A 24,278-nucleotide genomic window follows, 5' to 3' on the forward strand; every position below is an offset into this window, starting at 1 on the left:
CGACCAGAGTTGAGCGCCTTCGACTTTATCATTGACGTGTCCGGTGTTCTCGGGCACTCAGTCGATTGATGGTTCCCGGTGGCGTTGCCGCGGGATGAAAAGGGAATACGGTGAGGTTTGCCAAAATGGTGCCAATTCCGTAACTGCCCCCGCAACTGTAAGCGGTGAGCAAGGCCAAACAGCCACTGGTCCACAGGGTCGGGAAGGTTGGCCGAGCGCGGACCCGCAAGTCAGGAGACCTGCCATCAGATGTTCAACCAACCCGGGGCGGGGCGTCCTGGAAGGAGGCTTTGATGGCGCGTCAATCGCGTGTTTACATTGTCGGCAGCTTCCGCATGCGCTTGGAAACAGGTGGAGTGGACCATGCCAGATACGCCTGATCATTTCATTCTAGTCTGCGAAAGCTGCACTGAAGGGCTGCGCCTTGATGAAATTTGCGATGCGTTGACTGGGAAATTACCTCGCAGTTTTGCGATCCGCGCGTCGTCTTGCATGGCAGGCTGCAATAGTCCCAGAACGGTTGGGTTCCAGGCCGTAGGAAAGGCGCAATACCTTTTTGGTGGCATTCAGACCGCGGATGAGGTGCAGGCGCTGGCTGAGTTTGCAGCGCAGTATCGTGAAAGCCCGGATGGCTGGACAAACGCCACTGATCGCCCGCAGGCGTTGTTCAATAAAACCCTCTCGCGCATGCCGCGGATCGAACAGGGGGCATCGCAATGACGTTGCGACCCTTTCTGATTGCCGAAAACCTTGAGTATTATGCCCTTAACGGAGATGTCCTGTTGCAGGGCGTCTCGTTCGAGTTGGACGAGGGTTCCATTCTAGCCATCGCCGGCCCGAACGGGGCGGGGAAAACGACGCTTCTCAATCTGTTGTGCGGCGCTGAGCCGCTGGCACTTGGCGATGTTCGGATCAAAGGACGCAGTCTGAAACAGCTCTCCGCCAAAGAGCGTGCGCGCATGATTGCAGTGGTAGGTCAGCAGGAACTGCCCGATGGACGCTTGGCGTTACGCGATTATGTTGCGCTGGGGCAAATACCCATCCGTGCGGACCGATCTGTCGAAGGCCACGCGCAAGAGCTGGACCGGATTTTAGACCTGACCGGTCTCGCCAATCTCGCGGACAAGCGCATGGCCCAACTGTCCGGAGGCGAACGTCAGCGTGCCCATATCGCGCGCGCTTTGGCGCAGAACCCTTCGTTGCTGTTTCTGGACGAACCTACCAACCATCTGGATCCTGATGCAAAAGGGCGGATGCTGTCTTTGGTCGCCGAGCTTGGGATCACCGTGGTCATGATCGTACACGATCTGGTCATGATCCCCGAATTCGCCACACATGTGGCGCTGATGAAATCGACCCGCATGATCGAGTTTGGGTCGGTGGACAAGGTGCTGACACCCGAAAGAGTCCGCGAAACTTTTGGCGTTGATTTCCTCTGCTTTCTCCACGAAGGCCGCGTGATTCCGGCGCTTGATATTCGAAGAACCACAGTCTCAACTTAGTCAAAGGAACACACTGAGATGAAATACATCTGGCCCGTGGCGTTGGCCACCGCCATGGCAAGCGGTGCTGCTGCGCAAGAAGTCACCGTAGACAACTGCGGCGAACCGCTGGTTTTTGATACCGCGCCCGAGCGCCTGGTTGTGCATGACATGAACATGACCGATATGGCTTTTGCATTGGGTCTGCAGGACAAGATCGTCGGCCTGACCGGCATCACCGGCTGGTACAAGACCAGCCCTGATTTTGATGCCCTGCGCGGCGACATCCCCGAGCTTGCGCCGAAATATCCGACCGTCGAAAACTTGGTGGCGGTTGAACCCGACCTGTTCTTTGCCGGTTGGTACTATGGCATGAAGCCGGGTGGTGATGTGACCCCAGATACATTGGAACCGTTCGGAATCAAGACCTTGGTTCTAACGGAAAGCTGTGTCCATCTGGACAAGGATCGCCCCGAAGCCAGCATGGATCTTCTGTTTGGCGATGTGTTGCGCTTGGGCAAGGTGATGCAAGTCGAAGACAAGGCCGAGGCTCTGGTCTCGGGCTGGAAAGAGCAGCTGGCAGCGATCGAAGCCAAGACTGCTGAACTGCCCAAGCCCCGCGTCTTTCTTCTGGATGGTCCTGCAGATGCTCCGTTTACCGCCGGTAAATTCGCGATTCCCGACGCGATGATCACAGCCGCCGGTGGTGAAAACGTCACTCATGACATGGACACGAGCTGGGGCCGCACTTCGTGGGAGGCCGTTGCCGCATCGAACCCGGAATTCCTGGTTTTGTTGGATTATCAGACCGGCAATGGTGCCGAGGACACCTTCAAGTTCCTGCAGGAACATCCCGTCATGTCGCAGACTGATGCCGTCAAGAACGAACGCTGGATCGGATTGCGCTACGAAGAGCTAACGCCGGGACCGGCAAATATCGAAGCGATCTCGAAGATGGCGCGCGCGATGCATCCGGGTCAGAGCTAATATGGGCCGACTGGGCCTGACGTTGTTGCTGGGGGCGGTCGTTCTGACCGCCCTTTTGCTGATTTCCACGATCTACGGCACAACCTCGATTCCTTTGTCCGACACCTTCACCGCGATATTGCGCGGTACCGGGTTGCAGGACGGAGAGATGTCGCCGCTGCATAGGATCGTATTCGACCTGCGATTGCCCCGCGCGTTGTTTGCAGCCGTGATCGGTGCTGGGCTGGGCATCGTTGGCGTGGTGCTGCAAACGACCACACGTAATGACCTTGCCGATCCATTTCTGTTCGGCCTGTCCTCGGGTGCGGCAGCGGGGGCGGTGTTTGTAATTACCGTGACCGGAGATATTCTGGGTTTCTGGACTCTGCCTCTGGCTGCCTTTTGCGGCGGTCTTGTGGCGTCGGGCATCGTGCTGGCGCTGGTTCATGGGCTTCGCACCAGCGCACCGGAAAAACTGATCCTTGCGGGTCTGGCTGTGTCGTTTTTGTTTTCGGCCATCACCAACTATCTGATTTTCGCCGGCGATAGCCGCGCCGCCCATTCTGTCATCTTCTGGATGCTGGGGGGGCTGGGCCTGGCCCGTTGGGAGACGTTCCCGCTGGTGTGCATCGGTCTGCTGCTGATCCTGAGCTATTCGCTTTATCGCAGCCGCTGGTTGGATGCGCTGCTGACCGGGGATTTGACTGCCGCTACTCTGGGTGTGCCGGTTCGGGGTCTGCGGTTCAGCATGTTTTTCACCGCAGCTTTGGCAACGGCCGTGTTTGTTTCCGTAGCCGGAGTGATTGGTTTTGTCGGTCTGATGGTGCCGCATATTGCACGCGGGATCGCAGGTCCCCTGCACAAAAACCTTCTACCTACCGCCGCTATGGTTGGTGCTGCCTTGTTGACCGGCTCTGACATTCTCAGCAGGCTTCTGCTGGCTCCGCAGGAATTGCCGGTGGGGATCGTCACAACTTCAATCGGATCGGTGTTTGTGTTCTTGCTTTTATTCAGGACAGCGAGAAATCAACGGTAAGGCCCTCGATCTTCGCTCCCAAGATATTTCGTCCTGATCAGGTCTGAGCCGAGTTTAAACCTTTCCGTCAACCGCTTGGCCGAGCCACTTGAACACAAGCTTGGCTCGGTCGGATGAGGTGTTGTGTAGTTTCACGTAGAAATCCAGTTGCGATGAGATGGTTTGCGGCAACAGTCTGACCAGTTTTCCGGATGCGGTCAGCTCCGAGGTCAGTCCCTCCCATCCCAGCACTGCGCCCATATCGTCCTGAGCGGCCTGAAGCGCAATCGTGTAATTGTTGACCCGATGCGCGGAATTCAGCGGGCCTTCATAGCCCAGTTTACGGGTCCAGGCCCGCCAATCGGTCCAACCGGTATCTGGTGCATCAAGATGGATGAGCGGCACTTTGGCGATCTCGCCGACATGCTCGATTGGGTTCTGTTTCGCAAACCGAGGGCTGCATAAGGCCATGATGTTGTCGTGAAACAAGGTCTTGATAATCCCTGAATCGCGGCGTGTATCACCGTAGTGAATGCTTAGATCACATTTTGAGGTATCGACCCCGAGATCGGTCACAACTTGTGTCACAGAAACATGGCCATGCGTTTTCCAAAACTGGGCAAGCCGTGGTGTAAGCCAAAGCGAGCTGACCGCCGTAGAGGAACGGATCGTCACGCCTTTGTGGTCATACTGTCGGCGCAACTGCCCAAGGGCCTCGCTGATCCCTTCAAGGCCACGTTGAAGGGCGACCAGCAAATAGGCTCCGCTTTCGGTAAGTTCGACGCCGCGATGATGGCGCAGAAACAGCGCGCATTGCAGCTCGTTCTCAAGCGCTTTGACCTGATGGCTGATCGCTGCGGGCGTAACATTCAGCTCTTCAGCAGCAGTTTTGAAACTCACATGCCGCGCTGCGGTTTCAAAGCTGATCAGAGAGCTTAGGGGCGGAAGATCATATGGGCGGTTGGGCAAGATGTTTTGACCTGTGACAAGTTGAAAACCCGATAATAAGAACGCAATCAGCAGCGATTTGGCTTAGTTCATCTTATGCAGAGTGAATCTTTTTGCAATTGCCCGCCAGCAGTTCAATGTGAAAATTCGCCACAACCGTTTGAGACATGATCAAGGGATGTGCCAAGGGTCCTCAAGCCCCTTGGACATCATATCGATCTTTCCTCATGCAATTCGATCCCCGGTTGGTCGTGCACAATTTGAAGGAGTTGCAGTATGCAGTCACATGCAAAAGTCGTGGTTGTCGGTGGCGGATGCGTCGGGGCGTCAATTCTATATGGGCTGACCGAACATGGATGCTCTGATGCCGTTATGCTGGAACGCACCACACTGACCTCGGGTTCGACGTGGCATGCGGCTGGTTTGCTAGTGACCTTTGTGCGGTCGCACAACGTGTCGAAGATGACGATGGAAACCATCCGCATCTACACCGAGGTGGAAGAGAAGATGGGCAGTTCGGTCGGACTGCGTAAGGTAGGACAGCTGCGGGTCGCCAATACCGAAAAGCGCTGGGATGAGTTCCAGTCCTATATCTCGATTGCCGAAGCTGCGGGCGTGCCCTGCCAACTGCTGACGCCGGAGGAGATTGCCGAGGTTCATCCCTTGCTGAACCAAAGTCCAGATATTCGGGGTGGTATCCTGCACACTGAAGACGGCTATGTGAATCCCGCCGACATTACCATGGCATTGGCCAAGCTCGCGCGGGATGCCGGCGCCAAGGTATACCAGAACACCGAAGCGCAGGCTTATGAGAAGCTGGACGATGGCCACTGGAAAGTGACCACCAATCAGGGTGAGATCACCTGCGAGCATCTGATCTTTGCCACCGGAAACTACGCCCGCGAAAATGCGCGCCGTGTGGGGCTGGACCTGCCATGTATCCCGATCGTTCACCAGTATTGGACGACCGAGACGGTGCCGATGTTGAAAGAGCGCCGGGCGCAAGGCTTGCCCGAATTCCCAATCCTGCGCGATGAGGACTACGGCGCTTATCTGCGCGAAGATGTGGGCGGGATCCAGTTCGGGCCGTATGAATTCACCAAAGACCTCAAACTATTCGCCGAGGATCGTGTCCCGCCCGAGTTCGGAGCCGATCTGTTGCCCGAGGATTTTGATGCCGTGGAAACCCAATGGGAACGCGCCATCGAACGTGTGCCGACCTTGGGTGAGGTTGGGATCAAGGCCAACACCCGTGGCCCGTTCCAGATGACCCCGGACGAGCTGCCTCTGGCCGGACCCGCACCGGGGCATGAGAACCTTTGGCTGGCCGAAGGCATGCCAGGTGGCATCCTCTGGGGCGGCACCGTTGGAAACCGTTTGGCCAAATGGATCGTCAATGGCGATCCGGGCATGGATATGTCGGAGCTCGACCCGCGTCGATTCTCGGACTACGCCTCAAAACGTTGGACCATGGATAAGGTGCGCGAGACATGGGGCACCCATATGGATGCGCATGTTCCGGGTGAGGACTTCCCGGATGCGCGCCCGATGAAGACCATGGGGTCATATGATCTTTTGACTGCTCAGGGCGCGGTTTGGACCAGCTTTAACGGCTACGAATTTCCTCGCTGGTTCGCCAAATCGCCCGAAGAGGCGATCCCCGAACACAGTTTCCGCCGCACCAACCATATGGAGCGTGTTCAGGAAGAGGTGCGCACCACCCGTGAAGAGGCTGGCTTCATCGAAATGTCGCCGATGACCAAGTTCACAGTGCGTGGACCGGGTGCAGCCAAATGGCTGGATAGCCTGATGGCCAACAAGCTGCCCAAGGTGGGCCGCATGACCTTGTCGCTGATGTTGAACGATAAGGGCGGCATGGATGCGGAGTACACAATCGTGCGCTATGCCGACGACGATTTCTACCTGATATCGACGCCGAACTGGCGAGCCTACAATTGGGATCAGTTACAGCGCGTGCTGCCAGGTGATGGCTCGGTGGTGATCGAGGATATCTCAGAACAGCTGGGCGTGATCGCACTGGCTGGGCCCAAGGCACGGGACATCCTTCAACCATTGACCGATAATGATTTGTCGAACGAAGCATTCCCATGGCTGTCGGCACAGATGGGCGAGGTGGGCTATGCCAAAGGTGTGCACTTGTTGCGCGTCTCCTACACCGGTGAGTTGGGATGGGAACTGCACCACCCGGTCGGGTACAATCGCCACCTCGTTGATTTGCTGCTGAAATCGGGTGTGAAACCTTTCGGGCTTGAAGCGTTGGAGTCGATGCGGCTTGAGAAATCCTATCGCGCAATCAACCGCGAAATCTGCAAGGACCTGACCCCATATGAGGCCGATTTGGGCCGTTTCGTTGCAATGACCGAGAAGATCGGCGGGCAGGTGGCCGAACGCGATTTCGTCGGCAAAGCCGCGCTGCAAAAGCAGCAGGAGCAGGGTGGATACAACACACTGGTCACACTGAAGCTGCCGTTCTGCGACACCTCGGTGATGTTTGACGAAGGTGTCTATGCCGATGGCAAGCTGATCGGACGCGTCACTTCGGGCGGGTTCTCGTATTACTGCAACCACGACCTTGCGATGGCGCTGGTTCCATACGAGATGACGGCACCCGGCACCAAAATGCAGGTGCTCATCCACAATGAAATGCGCGAGGCAGAAGTGATCGAAACCTGCGCCGTTGATCCCACCAGCGCCCGCGCGCGCGCCTGATCAGGAGGATTTGAGATGGCAGAAGTCAAAGCACGCTCGGGCCGTGGCGGTGGACGTGCCGCGCGGGTCAAGGCTCGCACCAACCCGCCCCCTGTCTACTTGTCGACGCTGAACCGCAAAGTTGGTCCGATTGATCTGCTTGGTCCCGAAGGCGTTGAGAAAATCCACAACGCGGCCATGACTATACTTGAAACCACAGGGATTGAGTTCCGCGATCCGGTGGCCTTAGCTGATTGGAAGAAGTACGGTGCGGATGTGCAGGGTGAGCGAGTGCGCATCGGGCGCGAGATGCTGATGGACCTGATCTCGGCCGTTCCCTCGGAATGGGGCTATGCCGCGCGCAACCCGGAACGCTCGCTGCGGGTGGGCAATCGGCATTCGGTCTTTGCCAATGCGTATGGCGCGCCATTTGTCTATGGTCTGGATGGTGTGCGCCGCCCTTCGATGCTGGAGGATGCGCATAACTTCTTCAAACTCAGTCAGATGAGTCAGTCGATGATGGTACCGGGTATTTTGCCGGTCGAGCCGCAGGACGTACCCGTCCCGCAACGCCACCTGGAGCTGGTCCATGCCGCACTGACGCTGACCGACAAACCGATCAAGGGTTCAGTTCTATCCGAGCAGGCAGCGTTGGACTCGGTAGAGATGACTCGCATCGTGTTTGGTGAGGAGTTTGTTGACAACAATGTGGTGATGGCAGCCCTGCTGAACTGCAACACACCGTTGGTCTGGGATGAGACCATGTTGCAGAGCCTGCGCGTCTATGCCGCCGCCAACCAGCCCTGCCTGCTGTCGCCCTTTGTTCTTGCCGGGGCGAGCACACCTGCAAGCCCGCAGGGTGGTGTCGCGCTGCTGATTGCAGAATCTCTGGCCGGTATGGCCTACAGCCAGATCATCCGGCGCGGAGCCCCGATGGTGCTGGGGGTAGCAATCATGGGCGTTTCGATGAAGACAGGTGCACCGATGATGGGTTCGCCCGAACCAGGGCTGATGAACCTTCTGGTGGGTCAGATGGCTCGGTTTTATGGTGTGCCATGGCGGACCTGTACCATGTGGACCGGATCGAAATCCCCGGATATGCAGGCTGCGTTCGACACCGCAAACACCATGTGGCCGGTGCTGCTGGGTGGCGCAAACTACATCGTACACTCAGCAGGCTTCCTTGAAGGCGCGCTTGGGGTCAGCTACTCAAAATGGGTGCAGGATGCGTTGCAGTTGGAGAACTTCCACCGTTTCTTCAGCGGCCTGCAAGAAGAAAATCTGGACACGTTGCTGGGCGACATTGACAAAATCGGACCGGGTGGGCACTTCCTTGGTACTGACCACACGCGCGAAAACCCAATGCATATGAACCACTTGCAAAACAATGACAGTTTTGAACAGTGGGAGGCAGAAGGTGCGAGAACCGCAGAAACCGTTGGCACGGAAGAGGCGCAGCGTATGCTGAACACCTACGTCCAGCCACCAATGCCGGACGATCAGCGCGGGGCGTTGGATGAATTCGTCGCTAAGAAGCGGGTGGAATACAGCGCCTAAACAGATCTGCAAGCGGGCACTTATGTGCCCGTTTCCTCAACCAACCACAGGATTAGGCACATGGCCGATAACTCGACGATCGCCCTCTCACTCGACGAAGTAGAGGAATTGGCAAAATCTGTCCTTGTGGCTGCAGGCATGGATGAACATGGCAGCACGGTTCTGGCCGGGCTTGTGCGGATGAGCGAGCGCGACGGCCCGCGTAGCCATGGGTTAAGGATGTTACCTGTTTATGCGCAGAGCTTTTCTTCGGGATATGCCAATCCCGAGGCCGACCCGAGTGTCGAACGGATCGCACCGGGGGTTCTGCGCGGAGATGGTGACAATGGCTATTACCAGATCGTGGCCGCCAAAGCTCGAAACGAGCTTATTGAAATGGCGCGCGCGAATGGTATTGCCGCGTTTACTTGTGCCAATTGCCACCATCTGGGGGCACTACGTTTCGATACAGGTCCGCTGGCGGACGCTGGGCTGGTAGCGCTAGGTGTTGTGAACTCGCTCTCGATGGTGGTGCCGCAAGGCGGCACCCGCCCTGTTTTTGGCACCAATCCGATGTCCTTTGCTTGCCCGCGACCGGGTCGTGCGCCGGTTGTTTGGGATCAGGCCTCGTCAATGGTTGCGCTGATGGACATCCGGATGGCCGCGGCTGAAGGGCACGAATTGCCGCGCCCTGCGGGGCTTGACCCGAACGGTCAGCCAACCAGCGATCCCAACGCGATTTTGGAGACCCGCAGTCTGTTGCCGTTTGGCGAGCACAAAGGCGCGGCGATCGCCTTCCTGATCGAAGTTCTTGGCGCGGCACTGGCCGGTGGAACATTGTCCGTGGACAATGCCAACCGCGAAGCGCATGGTGCCTTGAATATCAAGGGCGGTTCAACGTTGATCGCGATTGATCCGGCGCGTTTCGGGAATGCCGCATTTGAAGGCTATGTCCAACGCATCTGCGCTGAGATTGAAGGTAACGGGGATGCCCGCGTTCCCGGAGATGGCCGCTTGAAAAACCGTGCTGCCGCCGAAGCGGATGGTGTTCGCGTCACGGCGGACTTGATGAAGCAACTTCGCGAACTTCTGTAGGGGTCCCAGTAATGGCACGGGTGGTTGTAATTGGCGGCGGCATCGTCGGAATATCCTGTGCGCTGACATTGCAGTCGCAGGGCCACGAGGTCACCGTCGTAGAACCGGGTCCGGTTGGTGAGGGCGCGAGTTGGGCTTCCTGCGGGTGTATCGCAGTGGGTGAGATCGTGCCGTTGTCGCAGCCGGGGATGTTGATGAAAGTGCCGGGCTGGTTGCTGGATGCCGAGGCCCCGTTGACACTGCGCCCGGCCTCAGCGGTGAAATTGCTGCCGTGGTTTGCACGGTTTACGGCCAATGCGCGTCGCTCGAAAATGCGCGCAATCGCCTCCGATCTGGCAAGACTTACGTTTGCTGCAACAGCGGATTTCAAGGCTCAGCTTTTAGATGTAGGCCATCCTGAGGTTTTGGTCGAACGGCCGGTAATCAAGTTGTTTGACGACGACAATGACCTTGCGACCATGCGCCCAGCTTTTGAGTTGGCGCGTGAGTTGGGCTGCACGATTGATCAAGTTACAGGTCAGGAAGCGCATGAAATCGATCCTGCAATAGCATCTGATTTCAAACATGCAGCTTTGCTTAGAGACTGGAGTTTTGTGACGGACCCTAAGGTATTGGTTGAAACGCTGACGCAGAGTTTTAGCAGCCGCGGCGGGGCTGTCGTGGCAGGAAGAGCAATCGGTTTTTCGCAGGACGGACAACATGTGAAAAGCGTGAAGCTGAGCGATGGGCGATCGATCAGCGCAGATGATTTCGTCATCGCTGCGGGAACGCCGTCTAGAATCTTGGCCAAGACGCTGGGCGTTCAACTGAGGATGGAAGGGGTGATCGGATATTCGACTGCGTTGAAAGATAGCGGGGTCGAGCTCCGCCATACGGTGTTTTATGCCAAAGGCGGGTTTGGCATTACACCGTATCAGCAGGCGCTGGCAGTGGCCGGTACCGTAGAATTTGCCGACCTGAACGCGCAGCCGAATTGGAACCGAGCCGATGTGCTGGTCAGGCGTGCATGCCGCGTATTACCGGGTTTGAAGACCGATAGTGCGGAACGCCGGATGGGTCGCCGCCCGTTTACACCGGACACACGTCCGATCATTGGCCGCAGCAGGCGACTGGCTAACGTCGCCTTTGCGACGGGTCACGGACAGCTTGGCCTGACACTAGGCGCGACGACGGCGCGTATAATCGCAGATGTAATTGCTGGCAGATCACCGGACATCGATATAGAAGCCTTCAGCCCAGATCGGTTCTCGTCCTGAGCCAAAGCCCGCCCAGCTCTTTTTGAGCCACATGGGACGTCATCAGCAACGCGATCATCCAGCCAGTCACCACGGCACCTGCGGTGCCGAACCAGACACCAATTTCGTTAAAGCCGAGCAGGCCGACGAAAATCCAGACAAAAAAGGCGACGCCAAATCCTTGACGATATAGGCTGATCCACACGGTCCAGATCGGTCGCTTCAAGGCTTGCAATAGCGAGTTGATGGAAAAAAGCATCATGTAGACCGGGAGGATCAGACTATCGACACGTAGATAGCTAAGTCCGACGCGGATCACTTCGGGATCGTCGGTGAAAAAGCCCATCATAAGGCGGCCAAAAATCCACAATATGGGGGCTGCGATGGCGGTCATGATGAACCCGACTTTCCAGCAATAAAACAGTGCCTCGCGTACCCTTTCATAGTCGCGGGCACCGAAATTCTGGGACGCGATGGGTAGCAGTGCCCCCGTGACCCCCAGCACCGGCAAAAGCAAAATCTGCTCAAGCCGAATGGCAATGCCAAAGCCAGCGATTGCGTGCTCTCCAAAGATTTTCAGGGCGAACTGCATGACGAAACCTGACAGCAGCATCACGAAGAAAGATGTCGCTGTGGGAAGTACCTGAACCGAGATCTCCTTGAACTTCTGTAGGCGCGGAATGAAGTTTCGGGGGCGCATGCGCCTCATCCTGCGGCGTCTGAGGACCTGACGGATCAGAAACACCATCACACCGGTCTGGCTGATCACCGTCGATACAGCGAGGCCATCAAATCCGATGCCCGGGATCATGCCCGGAATGCCGTAGATCAAGAGGGGGTTCAGACCGATATTGGCAAAAAACGCCACCATGAGGGCGCGTTGCATCGATACCGCGTCACCATGTGCCTGAAGAATGCCATTGCAACCGAAGGCCAGTAGAAATCCGGGCAAGGCCAATAGGAGCCAGTGGAAATAACGTAAACCTGCATCGCGATAAGGTCCCGGTTCCGAAACCAGAGTTATCAGCGCAGGGCCGTACCAGAGACCAGCCGCCGCCAGAACACAGGCTGCAATGAAGCCATAGATCATTCCCTGTGCCGCAAACCGCCGCGCTGCGCGAGTGTCTCCAGCGCCTAATGCGTTGCCGACCAGCGCGCTCATCGCGGCACCCAACCCGACCCCGACCGAAATGGCAATGAAAAAGGCCTGAAACCCTAATGCCAATCCAGCCTGCGCGCTGGTCGAGAGAAGGCCGGCGAAGAACATGTCGACAACGTTGTAGAGAGTGTTGAACAACATCCCGATTGCGCCCGGGATCGCCAGGGTTCGGAAATGGGTCGAGATTGGCCCGCGCGTCAGATCAATTTCAGTTGGGATGGCCATATCAACTGGCCACTACGGACGCTCGGCCTGAACGGTCAGGAAGACGAACTCGGGGGTCAGTACCTCTTCGAAGCCGTGATTCAGCTCTGCATCGACGCTGATGCTGTCTCCTGCTGAAAGAGTAAATCGGGCCTCGCCATAGCGATAGATGGCCTGCCCTTCGAGAACCTGCACAAACACGACGCCATGGCCGACATAAGTGGGCGGCTGCCCCTCGTCGCGCAACAACGTGACACGACGGGCCTGAAAGCGCAGGTCCTTCCGGGAATGCAGCGCAAGGTTGACGTATTCGTGCGAATGGCCGCCCGCCAGTCGCGTAGACTTTAGCCCTTCGCCATGGCGAACCAGCGTATAGTCGGTGTGGTCTGTCCGCGCTTCGCGAAACAGCGATACGATTGGCACTTCCAACGCCTCGGCAAGTGCAGCCAGCGTATCGATTGACGGAGAGACCAACCCGTTTTCGATACGGCTGACCATTGCAGCCGAGATACCAGACTGTTCTGCCAAACGACGGGCGGATTGCTTGCGGCTTTGGCGCAGCTCCCTGAGCGAGGCACCAATAGCGCGATCAATCTGTCTTCCCGGCGTGTCATCGTGCATGATTCAATCCGTCAATCCTCGGCGTAGTAGCCCACCACGTCCCCTTCCGTTGTGACACCCAGACCATTCAGCAATCGGTTGGCATAATTGAAATATCCGACGATCTGGTTGATCTCGAGAATCTCTCCGTCTTCCCAGCCGGCATCTTTCAATGCGCGAACTTCGGATTCCTCCATTGCACCCGGCGACAGGGTCAGCTTTTGCGCATAGATCAGCGCGGCCAACTGCGCACCTTCAAATGCATCCTGCGGACGATGGGCCTTTAACGCGGCCTCGATTGTGTCGGCGCGTGCGTCGTCACCGATCAGATGTCGGGCGTTTGCCCAGTGGTTGGCATAAGAATAGGGGCAGGTGTTCAACGTCGATACGTAAGAGCTGATGACTTCCTGAAACCACATGGGTATGGAATTGGCTTCATCATGCAGGCACGCGCGATACAGAATGACGTGACCTTTCATGGTGTTGGGACGCAGTGAATGCACACGCATCACGTTGTCCACGGTCCCGTGTGGTGTGCGCGCCAGATCCAGAGTCGCTCTCAGGTGCTCGTCGGCATCTTCGTCAGATATCATCCGAATCCAGGCGGACATTCACGTTTCCTCTCGAGTTTTCTGTTTCTATTTTCGCGGCGTGTGCCGTTCGGCTGAGTTTTTTATTGACGAATATTGCACATTAAGCAACCATATTGAACAGCGCGCAACGAATTTGAGGATTCTGAAGCTTTGCCAGATCTCTCCACTCTGCCTGAATCGCCGCGAATGACTTCGTGCGCATGCGTGCATGACCTCATGTTGCGATCGCACTACCACAGCGTCATAGATCAGCGGCGCCAGCTGATCCGCATCTTGACAGGTTCGGTATGACACAGCTCTCCCCCATGATCGAAGTGACCAATCTGGATAAGTTCTATGGGACTTTCCATGCGCTCAAGAACATCGATCTGACCGTTCATCAGGGCGAGAAGGTGGTAATCTGCGGCCCGTCCGGATCGGGAAAATCCACGCTGATCCGCTGTTTCAACGGATTAGAATGGCATAATTCCGGGCGTCTCGTGATCGATGGGATCGAAGTCTATGAGGGTGCCAAGGAAATCCGTGAACTACGACAGGAAGTCGGCATGGTCTTCCAGCAGTTCAACCTGTTTCCGCACCTGACTGTGCTTGAAAACCTGATGATCGGACCGATGAAGGTGCGCAAGCTATCCAAGGCGCAGGCCGAGGAAACCGCGCGCAATTATCTTGATCGCGTTCACATCCCCGAGCAGGCCGACAAGTACCCGGCGCAATTGTCGGGGGGGCAGCAACAGCGCGTCGCTATCGCGCGGTCCTTGTGCATGGAAACACGGATCATGCTATTTGATGAACCAACATCCGCGCTTGATCCCGAAATGATCAACGAGGTGCTGGATGTGATGGTTGAACTGGCCGATACGGGCATGACCATGGTGGTTGTCACGCATGAGATGGGGTTTGCGCGCAAGGTCGCCGACACGATGGTCTTTATGGAGGCGGGGCAGATCGTTGAAATCTCGCCGCCCGATCAGTTCTTCACCAACCCGTCAAGCGAGCGCTGCCGTCTATTCCTGAACCAGATATTGGAACACTAACGTGACCGATCTGGGCATATCACAGGGACGCGGGCAAGCGCTGCCGAAGCCGCCACTATACAAGCGGTTCTTTGGCTCGGTGTTAGTGTCCGTCGTGATCTATGCGGTTATTGTCGGGTTGATCGCCTACGGGTCATATGTTGGCGCGCAGGGTATGGGCTATAATTGGCAGTGGTATCGCGTGCCCCAATTCCTGTACCGCAACACCGAGATTGGGTTCGAGTGGGGCGAAATCCCCATCGGACTGGTTGCCACGATCAAGCTGTCAGTTACCTCGTTTCTGCTGGCCACAGCTATCGGGTTGCTAGTGGCGTTACTGCGCTTGTCCGGCTTGGTAGTTGGCACTGCTGTCGCGGTTGCCTACCTTGAACTGATCCGCAATATCCCTCTGCTGGTTCTGCTTTACCTGTTCTATTATGTCCTGGGTCCTATCTTTGGATTTGATCGATATACCGCCAGCATCCTGACTTTGGCGGTGTTTCATTCAGCCTTGATTTCAGAAATCCTACGGGCGGGGATCAACGCCATCCCATCTGGTCAGTGGGAGGCGGCCAAGTCTATCGGTATGACCCCCTATCAGACCTACAGATATATCATTCTGCCGCAATCTGTTCGCTTTATGCTACCGCCCATGACGGGCGAGGTCGTCCACTTGATCAAATCCTCGGCTATTGTCAGCGTCATTGCCGTGGCCGAACTCACCACCTTCGGGCGCAACATTATATCCGACACGTATATGAGTTTTGAAATCTGGTTCACTATCGCGCTGGTCTATCTGGTGGTGACCCTGATCCTGTCGATTGGCGTAAGCTATCTGGAGAAGAAATATGCCGTCGACCAATAACCACAAGAACTTAACCGGACAACAAGGAGAACCAAGATGAAGCTATCTCGCAGAATGCTCGGGGCGGCCCTGGGCGCGGTCGTGGCAACAGGCATGGCGACCTCAGGCTGGGCGCAAAGTGCGACTCAGGAACTGTCCCGCGAAAGTGTGATTGAAACGATCAAACAGGATGGAGTGATCCGGATTGGTCTTTCGCTGTTCGTGCCGTGGTCGATGCGCGACAAGAATGGTGATCTGATCGGGTTCGAACTGGATGTCGGTCGCAAGCTGGCCGAGGACATGGGTGTAGAGGTCGAGTTTGTACCGACCGCCTGGGATGGCATCATCCCGGCGCTCGTATCCGGCAATTTCGACGTGATCATCTCGGGCATGTCGGTGACTGCGCAGCGAAACTTGACGATCAACTTCACCGATCCCTACGCGTATTCGGGCCTGGCTATTATGGCTAACAAACAGTTGACCGATGGTATGTCTTTGGAAGATTTCAATAAACCTGAGGTCACCTTTGCCGCTCGTCGAGGTGCGACACCAGCTACGGTGATCGCGGAAAACTTCCCCAACGCGACGCTGCTGTTGTTTGATGAAGACGGTGCATCAACGCAAGAAGTGCTAAACGGAAACGCGCATGCTTCGATGGCGGCTCAACCTACGCCGAACCGCGAGGCCGGTCGTCATCCGGAAACTCTGACCGTTCCGTTCGATAACCTCTATGATCCGCGTGGCGAAGCGTTCGGAGTACGCAAGGGCGATCCGGACGCCATGAATTTTTTCAACAATTGGATCGCTCAGAACTGGCGGTCGGGTTGGTTGGAAGAGCGTCACAACTATTGGTTCGCAACTGAAGAGTGGGCAGACCAGGTTGCCCAATAACCAATTAGCCGGGGGCGGGTCAGCCGCCCTCGGGCCTGAAGCGGAGCGCCCAGGTGCCTGAATTTCTTAGAAAACTCAGATGGCCAGATTATCTGATCGTGGCGGTATTGATCGCCTTCTTCGGATATATCTGGCTGTCGATCGAAGGTACGCTGAACTATAAGTGGCGGTGGGAATTGATCCCCAGCTACATCGTCGGCTGGCATACTGGGCGAGAAGAGTATTTTGCCAATCTATTGCTGCAAGGCTTGGTGGCGACGGTTCGTATCAGCATCTATTCCGGCATTTTGGCGCTCATTCTGGGTACAATTCTGGGGATCGCGCGCTGTTCTGCCAACCTGACCATACGCATGCTGGCACGCACTTATCTTGAATTTCTGCGTAATGTCCCACCGGTTGTTGTTGTCTTTATTTTCTTTTTCTTCCTGTCGCAGCAACTGATCGACGCACTGAACCTTGAACGCTGGGCGCGTGGAATTGCGCGGCAGGAAGACAACCAGATCTGGACATTTTTCTTTGGTGAGATGCGGCGCTTTCCGTCGCTTGTCTCAGGTGTCATCGTTCTGGCGCTGTTTGAAAGCGCATTTGTCGGCGAAATTGTCCGTGCCGGTATTCAATCGATCCCCAAAGGTCAGCGTGAAGCTGCACGCTCGATCGGTATGAGCCGTTTGCAAGAGCTTCGCTATGTCGTGCTGCCGCAGGCGATGAAAAAGGTCGTGCCGCCGCTGGCCAACCAGTTCATCTCACTAATCAAGGACAGCTCGATCTTGTCGCTGATCTCGGTTCAGGAACTGACCTACAAGACCGTCGAGTTGGTCGCTTCGTCCCGGATGATCTTTGAGGCATGGATCACAACGGCTGCATTCTATTTTGTCGTCTGCTTCGGTCTTAGCCGTATTTTCGCGCGGCTCGAAAAACGATCAGATAAGCGCTAGGTTCTGGTCACATACGGACCTGAACCATCCCGTCTATTATGCGCGTTTCGAATACGCGCATGGCTCGGGTCGCAGGTGCAGAAACAGGCTTGCCTTCCCGAACGTCGAACGCGCCCTGATGCAAGGGGCATTCGATGACATGGCCGTCAAAATAACCATCGCAGAGATCTGCGCCACCGTGATTGCACAATGCCAGTGAGGCGTAGACACCGCTGGGTGTGTCATATACCGCAATCAATCGTCGCCCGACTGCGACCCGCGTGACCCAGTTTTTTTCCAGTTTAGATGCCTCGATCAGATCGCGCCATGGTTTGTCTGCCTGCATCGCTCAGGTCCTCGCTTTGCGTTGCATGATCTGGCGCAGAATGTCGCGATGCGCGGCAAGATATCCGCCCTTTTCGACAAAGATATGATCCTTCAGCTTCTCATGCAGCCGGGGCAGGGCGTGGAATGGGACCGAGGCGACATAATGATGTTCAGCATGATAGTTCATATTCCAGCACAGAAAGGACATCGGTTTTGACACCAGATTGGTGCGTGTATTCTCTGACATCTGAGCCACGGTTGGCCGCCCAACATGTTCGGTCATGCGCACAAATCGCATCACGGGCTCGCCCAGAAACAATGGTATGATCCAGTACCAGATCAGGCCCCACCACCCGGTGATCGCCATAGCAACAAAGACAACCGCGTAGATGGCAAGCATACGACGCGCGTCCCAATAGACCGATTGGTGTTCTTCCTTGGGAATAAAGCGCAGTTCTGCCGCACTGAGTTTGCCAAATGCATGGCGAAACAGCTCGGTAAACTTGGCGCGCCAGTAGGGCAAGGCGGACAGATACAGAAGATACTCGCCAAGCGTTTTGGGTAGCGGGATCAGTTCGGGGTCTTCGCCAGTCAGTTGGGTATAGGTATGGTGATCGCAATGCTCATACCGAAAGAACCGATGCGGCAGGATAATGATCAGCCCGCAAATCTGGCCAACCAGATCATTCAGCCAACGGGTGCGAAACACAGTATAGTGCACACATTCATGTTGCAGTGAGAAATGGTGCACCAGAACGGTGCCTTGCAGGAACATCGCGGGCCAGATCAGCCAGCTGTTCCAGGCTAGAGTGATCAGCGTTGTCGTGCAGGCCAGAACCAGAAACCAAAGCGCCAAATGGCGCAATCCGGGCCCGTTCGAGCGTTGCATGAATCCTTTAAGCTCTTCGCGTGTCAGTTTTCCTTCGGCCAGAGCCTGAGTCAGCGGCGTGACGATAGCTTTTGACATGTGATTTCCATGATTTTGCCGGAGCGGGGGTCTTGCCCTCTGCGCATATTCCGGCACCGGAGACGGGAGTGCTCCGCACCATAGGGCCAACTCGAACAGACCCTATTATCAAAGAGTATTTCCACAGCTTGTGATTCGATCAAGCCGCTATTGATCAGCCAACTGCACACAGACCGATATCCGGATCGGGATGGGCGAACAGGGCGGCCGCGCAGGGGTGCCGATCCAGGATTGATTGACCGCAAGGCAGCCGTTCGGCATGGAATGTACCGCGGTCCCAATAAGTTACGCCATCGATTTCGATGGAAGGATCAATAACGTTCCAGCTGATTTCTCCGGGCGCGTACGCCCCGCAGGTGTGGAAATGCAGGATGCGTGGATTTCCGAAAGCGGAGCCGCCCCAGCGTTCATAGTTTTCGCGCATATCCCAGGGGTAGCCGCAGCCCGGATGGATACCTGCATGCCAAGAGTGCACGAAATTGCGATCAATTCCCAACTGGTTGGCTACCCGGTCATAATGCGCCTCGGCCCGTGCTGCGTTGGCGGGATCGCCGTCAAAACGCTGCAGCCGTCCATTCTCCATCATCGCAAAGACAGGGCGGTCGAATTCGATGGTGTAGTCATCGTAATACTTCGACCCCGTTCCCGTCAGAAAACTGATCGCCACACGGCCCGAGAAACTGTGGGCAGGAACCGGGGTAAAGACTGACATCGGAAAGCGCAGGATCGAGGTGTCGCCCGATGGTTGCAGGTTCATCACTGGCCGACCGCTTACATCAGTGCCCAAAGGGCAAGTGATCCGCACCTCGCTGGCCGCGTCCAAGACCGCGTTGATATCGGCCTTAAGCTCCATGAACGCATCGTGGTGGCCGTTGGAAAAACCAGATCCCAGCATTTCTTTGGTTAAAGCGAAGCTAACGATGACTTTCTTACCCTGCGGCATGTCTGAGAACCGCAACTGATCCCCAAGCCGGGCCAGAAATAGAATGATGTCTGCCGCTTCGAACCGGGCAAGCAGATCGGGCGATAATTGCGGATTGTCCGGATTGAAGCCTACATCAACCGTGTCGACCCCCAGCCCAAGTTGACGGGCCGCCTGACTGACAACATTTACGCTGTCGGCGTCGAAATATCCAAACTCTGCAGGTTCATAGGCAATCAGCAGCCTTTCACCCGCCGCCGCGCGGGCGCAATTGACCAGCAGATTGTAAGCGCCCCGCTCTGGCGTCATGTCGGACATCGACATCTCCTGATTACTTGACATTATCAACTTACGGCCTAAGGCCGCCGGCAATCCATTTGAAAGTGATAATGGCTGACATTAGGATGACTAATATGATCTTGAATCTGCCATACTCCGCGCTGCGAGCCTTTGAGGCAGTTGTACGCCATTCCGGCTTTTCACCTGCCGCCGAGGAACTGGGGGTCAGCCAAAGTGCCGTCAGCCAGCACGTCAGATCGCTTGAGGAATGGCTTGGGCGGGATTTGCTGGTGCGCGGTGCGCGGCAATCGCGACCTACCCGCGAAGGTGAGCAATTGGCGCAGGCAATCTCGGATGGGTTGGGGCGCATTTCAGATGTGTGTGCGCAACTTCGCGATCGAACGCGTGCGGACCGGACCATCGTGATTTCATGCTTGCCGGGGTTTGCATTCAACTGGCTGTTTCCAAGGCTTCTGCACTTTGATTTGGCCCACCCGGACCTGTCTATTTCGATCGCGACGGATACGGGATACTATCCGTTTTCCGGCGCAGATTCCGATATCGGCATTCGATATGGTCTTGGTGAATATCCCGGGTTTGAAGTGGATTTGCTTATGCGGGAAAGGCTGTTTCCCGTTTGCGCGCCCGCGCTGTTGCCTGAACTGAAGCGCATTGAAGATTTGTCACAGCACACACTGCTGGTAGATGAAAATCTGCACCATGGTACGTCCAGCCCAACATGGGAGTTCTGGGCGCGGCAATCCAATCTGACATTGCCGTCTGGAGTGCGCACGCGCCGATTGGGCCAATCAAACATGGTCATACAGGCAGCGATTGAGGGGCTGGGCGTGGCGCTTGGGCGCGAACCGCTGGTGATTGATGCCTTGTGCGATGGCCGTCTGGTGCGACCGTTTCAGCAACTGACCCAATCGCCACTTTCCTATTGGCTCGTCCGGCGCCCTGATAGCAAAGACAGCCAAAAAGTCAGCGAGTTCCTGAACTGGATCAAGGCCGAAGTTGCTTCGCAGCCCGATCTGCCCCCGTCGGTAATGCTGCCGAATTAGCTTGCCTTATATGTATCATTACAAATCCGGAATGGTGTATTGCACTGACGCTGCCATAATGGCGCTAAGCCAACTGATCAAATTGGAGAGCAAACCATGTACCTCAGAAATTGCTGGTATGTTGCCGCCTGGAGCAAGGATATCGGGCGCGAACTGAAGGCTGAGACATATCTGGGTGAGAACATTGTGCTCTATCGTCAGCAGGATGGGACGCCCGTTGCGCTTGAGGATGCCTGCCCGCATCGCAAGCTCCCGCTATCCGATGGCAATCTGAAAGGGGATCTGGTCGAATGCGGCTACCACGGGCTGACATTCGATTGTTCGGGCAAATGTACGGACAGCCCAACGCAGCGGGGGATGACGCCTCGGCGCGCGGTGGTGAAGTCTTATCCAGTTGTCGACCGCTATCGCCTGCTCTGGATCTGGATGGGCGATCCTGAACTGGCTGATCCGGACCTGATTTTCCCAATCGAAAACTTTGATGACACGAGCTGGGGCCTAACCGATGGCGGGGTGATGGATATCGATTGCCATTATCTTTGGGTTTGCGACAACCTGCTTGATCCCAGCCACGTGGCCTGGGTACATGTCTCGTCATTCGCCGGCGCGGGAACGGATGAAGAGCCTCTGGACGTCAAAAAGACAGATCGCGGCGTGATTGTCTCGCGCTGGATCGAAAACAAACCTCCATCGCCTTACTATGCCAAACTGGTCTCGTTCGACGGCGATTGCGACCGCTTGCAGCATTACGAAATGTGCATGCCCGCAATCGGGCTGAATAAGTCCATCTATACTCCGGTTGGCACGGGTGGATATGACAAAGATCCTGTCGATGAGACATTCATCAACATCTCTTACAACTTCATGACGCCAATCAACGAGGATCAGACCAGGTATTTCTGGTTCCAGCATCGCAACTCTGATCCGGACAACGCCGAGGTTTCGAAATTCATGAATGATGGTGCGCGGATGGCGTTTCTTGAAGACAAAGATGTGCTGGAAAAAGTGCACAAGGGCATGAAAAACGCTCAGACACCGCATATTGATCTGGGTTTGGATGCCGGGGCAAAAACATACCGACGCGTGCTCGACCGAGCGATCGAGGCCGAGGCCGCTGTGCCAGAGGGTGCAATTCGGCAAGCCTAAAACTTGAACAGGGGCCAGTTCCCGGCCCCTTATCTTAGGTGTTGCTATAGATGACAGGGAAGCGCCCACCGGCAAAGGGAGCACCCGATTTCAGGTCGTCATCATGCAGCCATTCAGTAACGCTATCGCGCGGTTCATAGGTGGCACCTTCAACGGCAAAACGTACCGCATATCCACGCCTGCGACGGGTCGAGGTTCGGTTGACCATCGCCGAATGCGCAGTCATTCCATCGAAGGCCAGGGCATCGCCAGGTTCCATCTGTTCATAGTGGAATATGTCATATTTAGTGCGATCCGCCTCGAAATCGGGCATGTCGATATAGTCCGGGTTATCCTCTTCCAGATAGTGAAGAAACTTGCCAAGTTGGTCAGTTTTGAAAGGCCGGTATTTTGCGCCCCAAGCGTGCGAGCCACGGACAAATTCCAGCGCTCCATTGTCTGGGTCGACAGGATCAAGTGCGATCCACATTGTCATGATGGGACCGGCCACAGGCCAATAGGGCTGATCTGTATGCCAGCCGGTCTGGGTGCGTGTGCCAGGTTCTTTCACGAAAATTTGGTCATAGATCAACGAAGTCCAGGGGCTGCCCGCCACCTCGGCCACGCGCTTTCCAATATCTGAGTTCAGACAATAGTCCTGAAAGATACCCGGTTTTTCACGCATATTTTTATAGGCAAAATACCGGTCACCCTTTTTGACCTCTTCGTCCACGGCATCACGCAACTTATTTAACCAATCGTCCCTGAGGATGTTTCTCAATAAAACGACGCCGTCGCGCGCATACGTTTGCTGAACAGTATCTGTATCCGGTGTGTTCATCATAGTTCTTCCATCCATAGCATCCGCCTCATTTCCCGGCGGGTTTGAATTCAGGCGCAAAGCGCCACGGTCTGCATGGAGTCAGAGAGAGGGTGAACTGCGGCAGTTTATGATAAAGCAGGGCCAGCGGGATCGGGCCGACCATTTGCCAGCAAGATTCCGATGAAACTGTTCAATTTTGAAGGTCATGCGCCATGGTTGCCCACGACCTTTGATTGCCCAAGAATTTTTGCTTAACGGTAAATATATTTATTGATGATAGATTATTTTTAGTAAATATTATGATTGCTATGCAAAAATATTCGGCATTCTCACTCGCGCGAAACGCACTTTCGGTCCACAAAAACTGGGCTCGGGCTTGGCGAAGCCCTCCGCTCAAAGATCAATACGAAGTCGTGGTGATCGGGGCAGGGGGTCACGGGCTGGCCACGGCTTATTATCTGGCCAAAGAGTTTGGCATAACCGACGTCGCCGTGCTGGAACGGGGCTGGTTGGGTGGCGGAAACATAGCGCGCAATACGGTTACGATTCGGTCAAATTACATGCGTGACGAGTCGATCCCGTTCTACGTCAAATCCGTCGAGATGTACGAAGGGCTGACGCATGAGTTGAACTTCAACATGATGCATTCCAAGCGCACCATGGTGGATGTGGTGCAGACCTGGCCCAAACTGCGAGAGTTGCGGCGTCGGCAATTGGTCATGGACATCTATGGCTCGACATATGAACAAATCACGACAGAAGAATTGCGCAAACGCATACCTGCGCTAACAGGCGGTGGGCCAGATGCGCGCCTGCCGATCATCTGCGGAATGGTCCACACGGACGCAGGTGTAAACCGTCATGATGCGGTGGCCTGGGGCTATGCCCGCGCGGCGGATGCGATGGGGGTGGAGATGCACCAACAGACCGCCGTGCAAGCATTGATCCGTGGCGCTGATGGGCGCATCGAAGGTGTCGAGACCAATCGCGGCACCGTGCGGGCGAAAAAGGTTGTGGTGGCCGTATCGGGCCATACCACGACATTGACCGAGACAGCGGGGCTCAAGCTGCCATTGCGCACGATGAACCTGACGGCCTTTGTGTCCGAACCAGTGAAGCCCTTGGTGGATGTCATTGTAAATTGCCCGGACAGTGGGTTCTATTTCAGCCAGTCTGACAAGGGCGAGATGGTGATCGGCGGCGCTCCTGATATGGGGCAAAGCTTTCGTCGCGACATCAAGCAACATGTGTTCGAAGACACTGTGACCGCGATGCTGTCGCTTTTCCCGAGCTTCAAGAAACTCAAACTAATGCGCCAATGGGGTGGGCATCTTGATATTGCCCATGATGCCTCGCCCATCATGGATCAGACTGACGTACCGGGGCTGTTCGTGACCGCTGGCTGGTGGGGCGGATACAAAGCCATTCCTGCGGGCGGACTGACGCTTGCGCATCTGGTCGCCAAAGGCGAGCCGCATCCGCTGATGGCCTCGTTCACTTTGGACCGTTTCCGCCATCTAGAATTTGTGATGGAAGCCGGCACCACAACGGCGAGATAGGAAGGGACA

23 protein-coding genes and 1 riboswitch are annotated in these 24,278 nt (G+C 56.0%); of the genes, 15 read left to right on the forward strand and 8 right to left on the reverse strand.

What is annotated here, in order from left to right; translation table 11 throughout:
* The first annotated feature begins 52 nt into the window (after positions 1-52).
* A riboswitch (cobalamin riboswitch) is annotated at positions 53-261 on the forward strand.
* A gap of 102 nt (positions 262-363) precedes the next feature.
* The 4 genes from ACR0A1_RS12185 to ACR0A1_RS12200 are packed head-to-tail and all read left to right on the forward strand — an operon-like array spanning position 364 to position 3,483.
* On the forward strand, positions 364-720 hold the full coding sequence (locus ACR0A1_RS12185) for a DUF1636 family protein (protein ID WP_480867693.1): 357 nt from the start codon (positions 364-366) through the stop codon (positions 718-720).
* Positions 717-1,502 (forward strand): ABC transporter ATP-binding protein, encoded by a 786-nt coding sequence (locus ACR0A1_RS12190; RefSeq protein WP_480867694.1) that lies wholly within the window; start codon positions 717-719, stop codon positions 1,500-1,502. Before ACR0A1_RS12185 ends, ACR0A1_RS12190 begins: the two co-directional genes overlap by 4 nt.
* Positions 1,503-1,520: 18 nt before the next feature.
* Positions 1,521-2,468: an ABC transporter substrate-binding protein gene (locus ACR0A1_RS12195; protein WP_170509081.1), complete on the forward strand. Its 948-nt coding sequence runs from the start codon at positions 1,521-1,523 to the stop codon at positions 2,466-2,468.
* Between the two features lies 1 nt (position 2,469).
* A complete protein-coding gene (locus ACR0A1_RS12200; RefSeq protein WP_170509083.1) occupies positions 2,470-3,483 on the forward strand; it encodes an iron ABC transporter permease in 1,014 nt (337 codons plus the stop codon).
* A gap of 54 nt (positions 3,484-3,537) precedes the next feature.
* Here ACR0A1_RS12200 and ACR0A1_RS12205 read toward each other — a convergent pair whose 3' ends face one another.
* A complete protein-coding gene (locus ACR0A1_RS12205) occupies positions 3,538-4,431 on the reverse strand; it encodes a LysR substrate-binding domain-containing protein (RefSeq protein ID WP_480705989.1) in 894 nt (297 codons plus the stop codon).
* 255 nt (positions 4,432-4,686) lie between these two features.
* Here ACR0A1_RS12205 and ACR0A1_RS12210 point away from each other — a divergent pair, with 255 nt between their 5' ends.
* Genes ACR0A1_RS12210 through ACR0A1_RS12225 form a run of 4 tightly spaced genes read left to right on the forward strand, consistent with a single transcriptional unit; the run spans position 4,687 to position 11,006 of the window.
* The gene (locus tag ACR0A1_RS12210) at positions 4,687-7,140 is read left to right on the forward strand and encodes a GcvT family protein (protein WP_480867697.1); all 2,454 of its coding nucleotides are present in this window, start codon (positions 4,687-4,689) and stop codon (positions 7,138-7,140) included.
* A gap of 15 nt (positions 7,141-7,155) precedes the next feature.
* A complete protein-coding gene (locus ACR0A1_RS12215; protein ID WP_480867699.1) occupies positions 7,156-8,676 on the forward strand; it encodes a trimethylamine methyltransferase family protein in 1,521 nt (506 codons plus the stop codon).
* A 60-nt stretch (positions 8,677-8,736) separates the two neighbouring features.
* Positions 8,737-9,750, forward strand: coding sequence for an Ldh family oxidoreductase (locus ACR0A1_RS12220; RefSeq protein WP_170422566.1), 1,014 nt, complete (start codon positions 8,737-8,739; stop codon positions 9,748-9,750).
* Between the two features lie 11 nt (positions 9,751-9,761).
* On the forward strand, positions 9,762-11,006 hold the full coding sequence (locus ACR0A1_RS12225) for an NAD(P)/FAD-dependent oxidoreductase (RefSeq protein ID WP_480867701.1): 1,245 nt from the start codon (positions 9,762-9,764) through the stop codon (positions 11,004-11,006).
* On the opposite strand, the gene ACR0A1_RS12230 is transcribed toward ACR0A1_RS12225, so the two are convergent.
* The 3 genes from ACR0A1_RS12230 to ACR0A1_RS12240 are packed head-to-tail and all read right to left on the reverse strand — an operon-like array spanning position 10,981 to position 13,559.
* A complete protein-coding gene (locus ACR0A1_RS12230) occupies positions 10,981-12,369 on the reverse strand; it encodes an MATE family efflux transporter (RefSeq protein WP_170509095.1) in 1,389 nt (462 codons plus the stop codon). The two genes, ACR0A1_RS12225 and ACR0A1_RS12230, sit on opposite strands and share 26 nt — an antisense overlap.
* Positions 12,370-12,381: 12 nt before the next feature.
* Positions 12,382-12,969 (reverse strand): helix-turn-helix transcriptional regulator, encoded by a 588-nt coding sequence (locus ACR0A1_RS12235; RefSeq protein ID WP_170393837.1) that lies wholly within the window; start codon positions 12,967-12,969, stop codon positions 12,382-12,384.
* Between the two features lie 11 nt (positions 12,970-12,980).
* A complete protein-coding gene (locus tag ACR0A1_RS12240; protein WP_480867704.1) occupies positions 12,981-13,559 on the reverse strand; it encodes a carboxymuconolactone decarboxylase family protein in 579 nt (192 codons plus the stop codon).
* A gap of 269 nt (positions 13,560-13,828) precedes the next feature.
* Between ACR0A1_RS12240 and ACR0A1_RS12245 the strand changes: the two genes are divergently transcribed.
* From ACR0A1_RS12245 to ACR0A1_RS12260, 4 genes are read left to right on the forward strand one after another with little or no spacing between them, the layout of a single operon-like run.
* A complete protein-coding gene (locus tag ACR0A1_RS12245; protein WP_304621969.1) occupies positions 13,829-14,575 on the forward strand; it encodes an amino acid ABC transporter ATP-binding protein in 747 nt (248 codons plus the stop codon).
* A gap of 1 nt (position 14,576) precedes the next feature.
* Positions 14,577-15,419, forward strand: a complete 843-nt coding sequence (locus ACR0A1_RS12250; protein ID WP_170393841.1) for an amino acid ABC transporter permease — start codon at positions 14,577-14,579, stop codon at positions 15,417-15,419.
* Positions 15,420-15,455: 36 nt separating this feature from the next.
* The gene (locus ACR0A1_RS12255) at positions 15,456-16,289 is read left to right on the forward strand and encodes a transporter substrate-binding domain-containing protein (RefSeq protein ID WP_170393843.1); all 834 of its coding nucleotides are present in this window, start codon (positions 15,456-15,458) and stop codon (positions 16,287-16,289) included.
* A 53-nt stretch (positions 16,290-16,342) separates the two neighbouring features.
* On the forward strand, positions 16,343-17,224 hold the full coding sequence (locus ACR0A1_RS12260) for an amino acid ABC transporter permease (protein ID WP_170562105.1): 882 nt from the start codon (positions 16,343-16,345) through the stop codon (positions 17,222-17,224).
* A 7-nt stretch (positions 17,225-17,231) separates the two neighbouring features.
* On the opposite strand, the gene ACR0A1_RS12265 is transcribed toward ACR0A1_RS12260, so the two are convergent.
* From ACR0A1_RS12265 to ACR0A1_RS12275, 3 genes are all read right to left on the reverse strand, one after another.
* Positions 17,232-17,549, reverse strand: a complete 318-nt coding sequence (locus ACR0A1_RS12265) for a non-heme iron oxygenase ferredoxin subunit (protein ID WP_170646826.1) — start codon at positions 17,547-17,549, stop codon at positions 17,232-17,234.
* Positions 17,550-17,552: 3 nt separating this feature from the next.
* On the reverse strand, positions 17,553-18,497 hold the full coding sequence (locus tag ACR0A1_RS12270) for a fatty acid desaturase family protein (RefSeq protein WP_170646827.1): 945 nt from the start codon (positions 18,495-18,497) through the stop codon (positions 17,553-17,555).
* 154 nt (positions 18,498-18,651) lie between these two features.
* On the reverse strand, positions 18,652-19,737 hold the full coding sequence (locus ACR0A1_RS12275) for a hypothetical protein (RefSeq protein WP_480867707.1): 1,086 nt from the start codon (positions 19,735-19,737) through the stop codon (positions 18,652-18,654).
* Between the two features lie 95 nt (positions 19,738-19,832).
* Here ACR0A1_RS12275 and ACR0A1_RS12280 point away from each other — a divergent pair, with 95 nt between their 5' ends.
* On the forward strand, positions 19,833-20,762 hold the full coding sequence (locus ACR0A1_RS12280; protein ID WP_170511717.1) for a LysR substrate-binding domain-containing protein: 930 nt from the start codon (positions 19,833-19,835) through the stop codon (positions 20,760-20,762).
* Positions 20,763-20,858: 96 nt separating this feature from the next.
* Positions 20,859-21,908 carry an aromatic ring-hydroxylating dioxygenase subunit alpha gene (locus ACR0A1_RS12285; protein ID WP_480867710.1) on the forward strand — a complete coding sequence of 350 codons (1,050 nt, stop codon included), beginning with the start codon at positions 20,859-20,861 and terminating at the stop codon, positions 21,906-21,908.
* 34 nt (positions 21,909-21,942) lie between these two features.
* Here ACR0A1_RS12285 and ACR0A1_RS12290 read toward each other — a convergent pair whose 3' ends face one another.
* Positions 21,943-22,746 (reverse strand): phytanoyl-CoA dioxygenase family protein, encoded by an 804-nt coding sequence (locus ACR0A1_RS12290; protein ID WP_480867712.1) that lies wholly within the window; start codon positions 22,744-22,746, stop codon positions 21,943-21,945.
* Positions 22,747-23,018: 272 nt separating this feature from the next.
* Here ACR0A1_RS12290 and ACR0A1_RS12295 point away from each other — a divergent pair, with 272 nt between their 5' ends.
* Positions 23,019-24,269 carry an FAD-dependent oxidoreductase gene (locus tag ACR0A1_RS12295; RefSeq protein WP_480867714.1) on the forward strand — a complete coding sequence of 417 codons (1,251 nt, stop codon included), beginning with the start codon at positions 23,019-23,021 and terminating at the stop codon, positions 24,267-24,269.
* Positions 24,270-24,278 lie beyond the last annotated feature (9 nt).

It is taken from the genome of Ruegeria sp. D6, assembly GCF_056534365.1.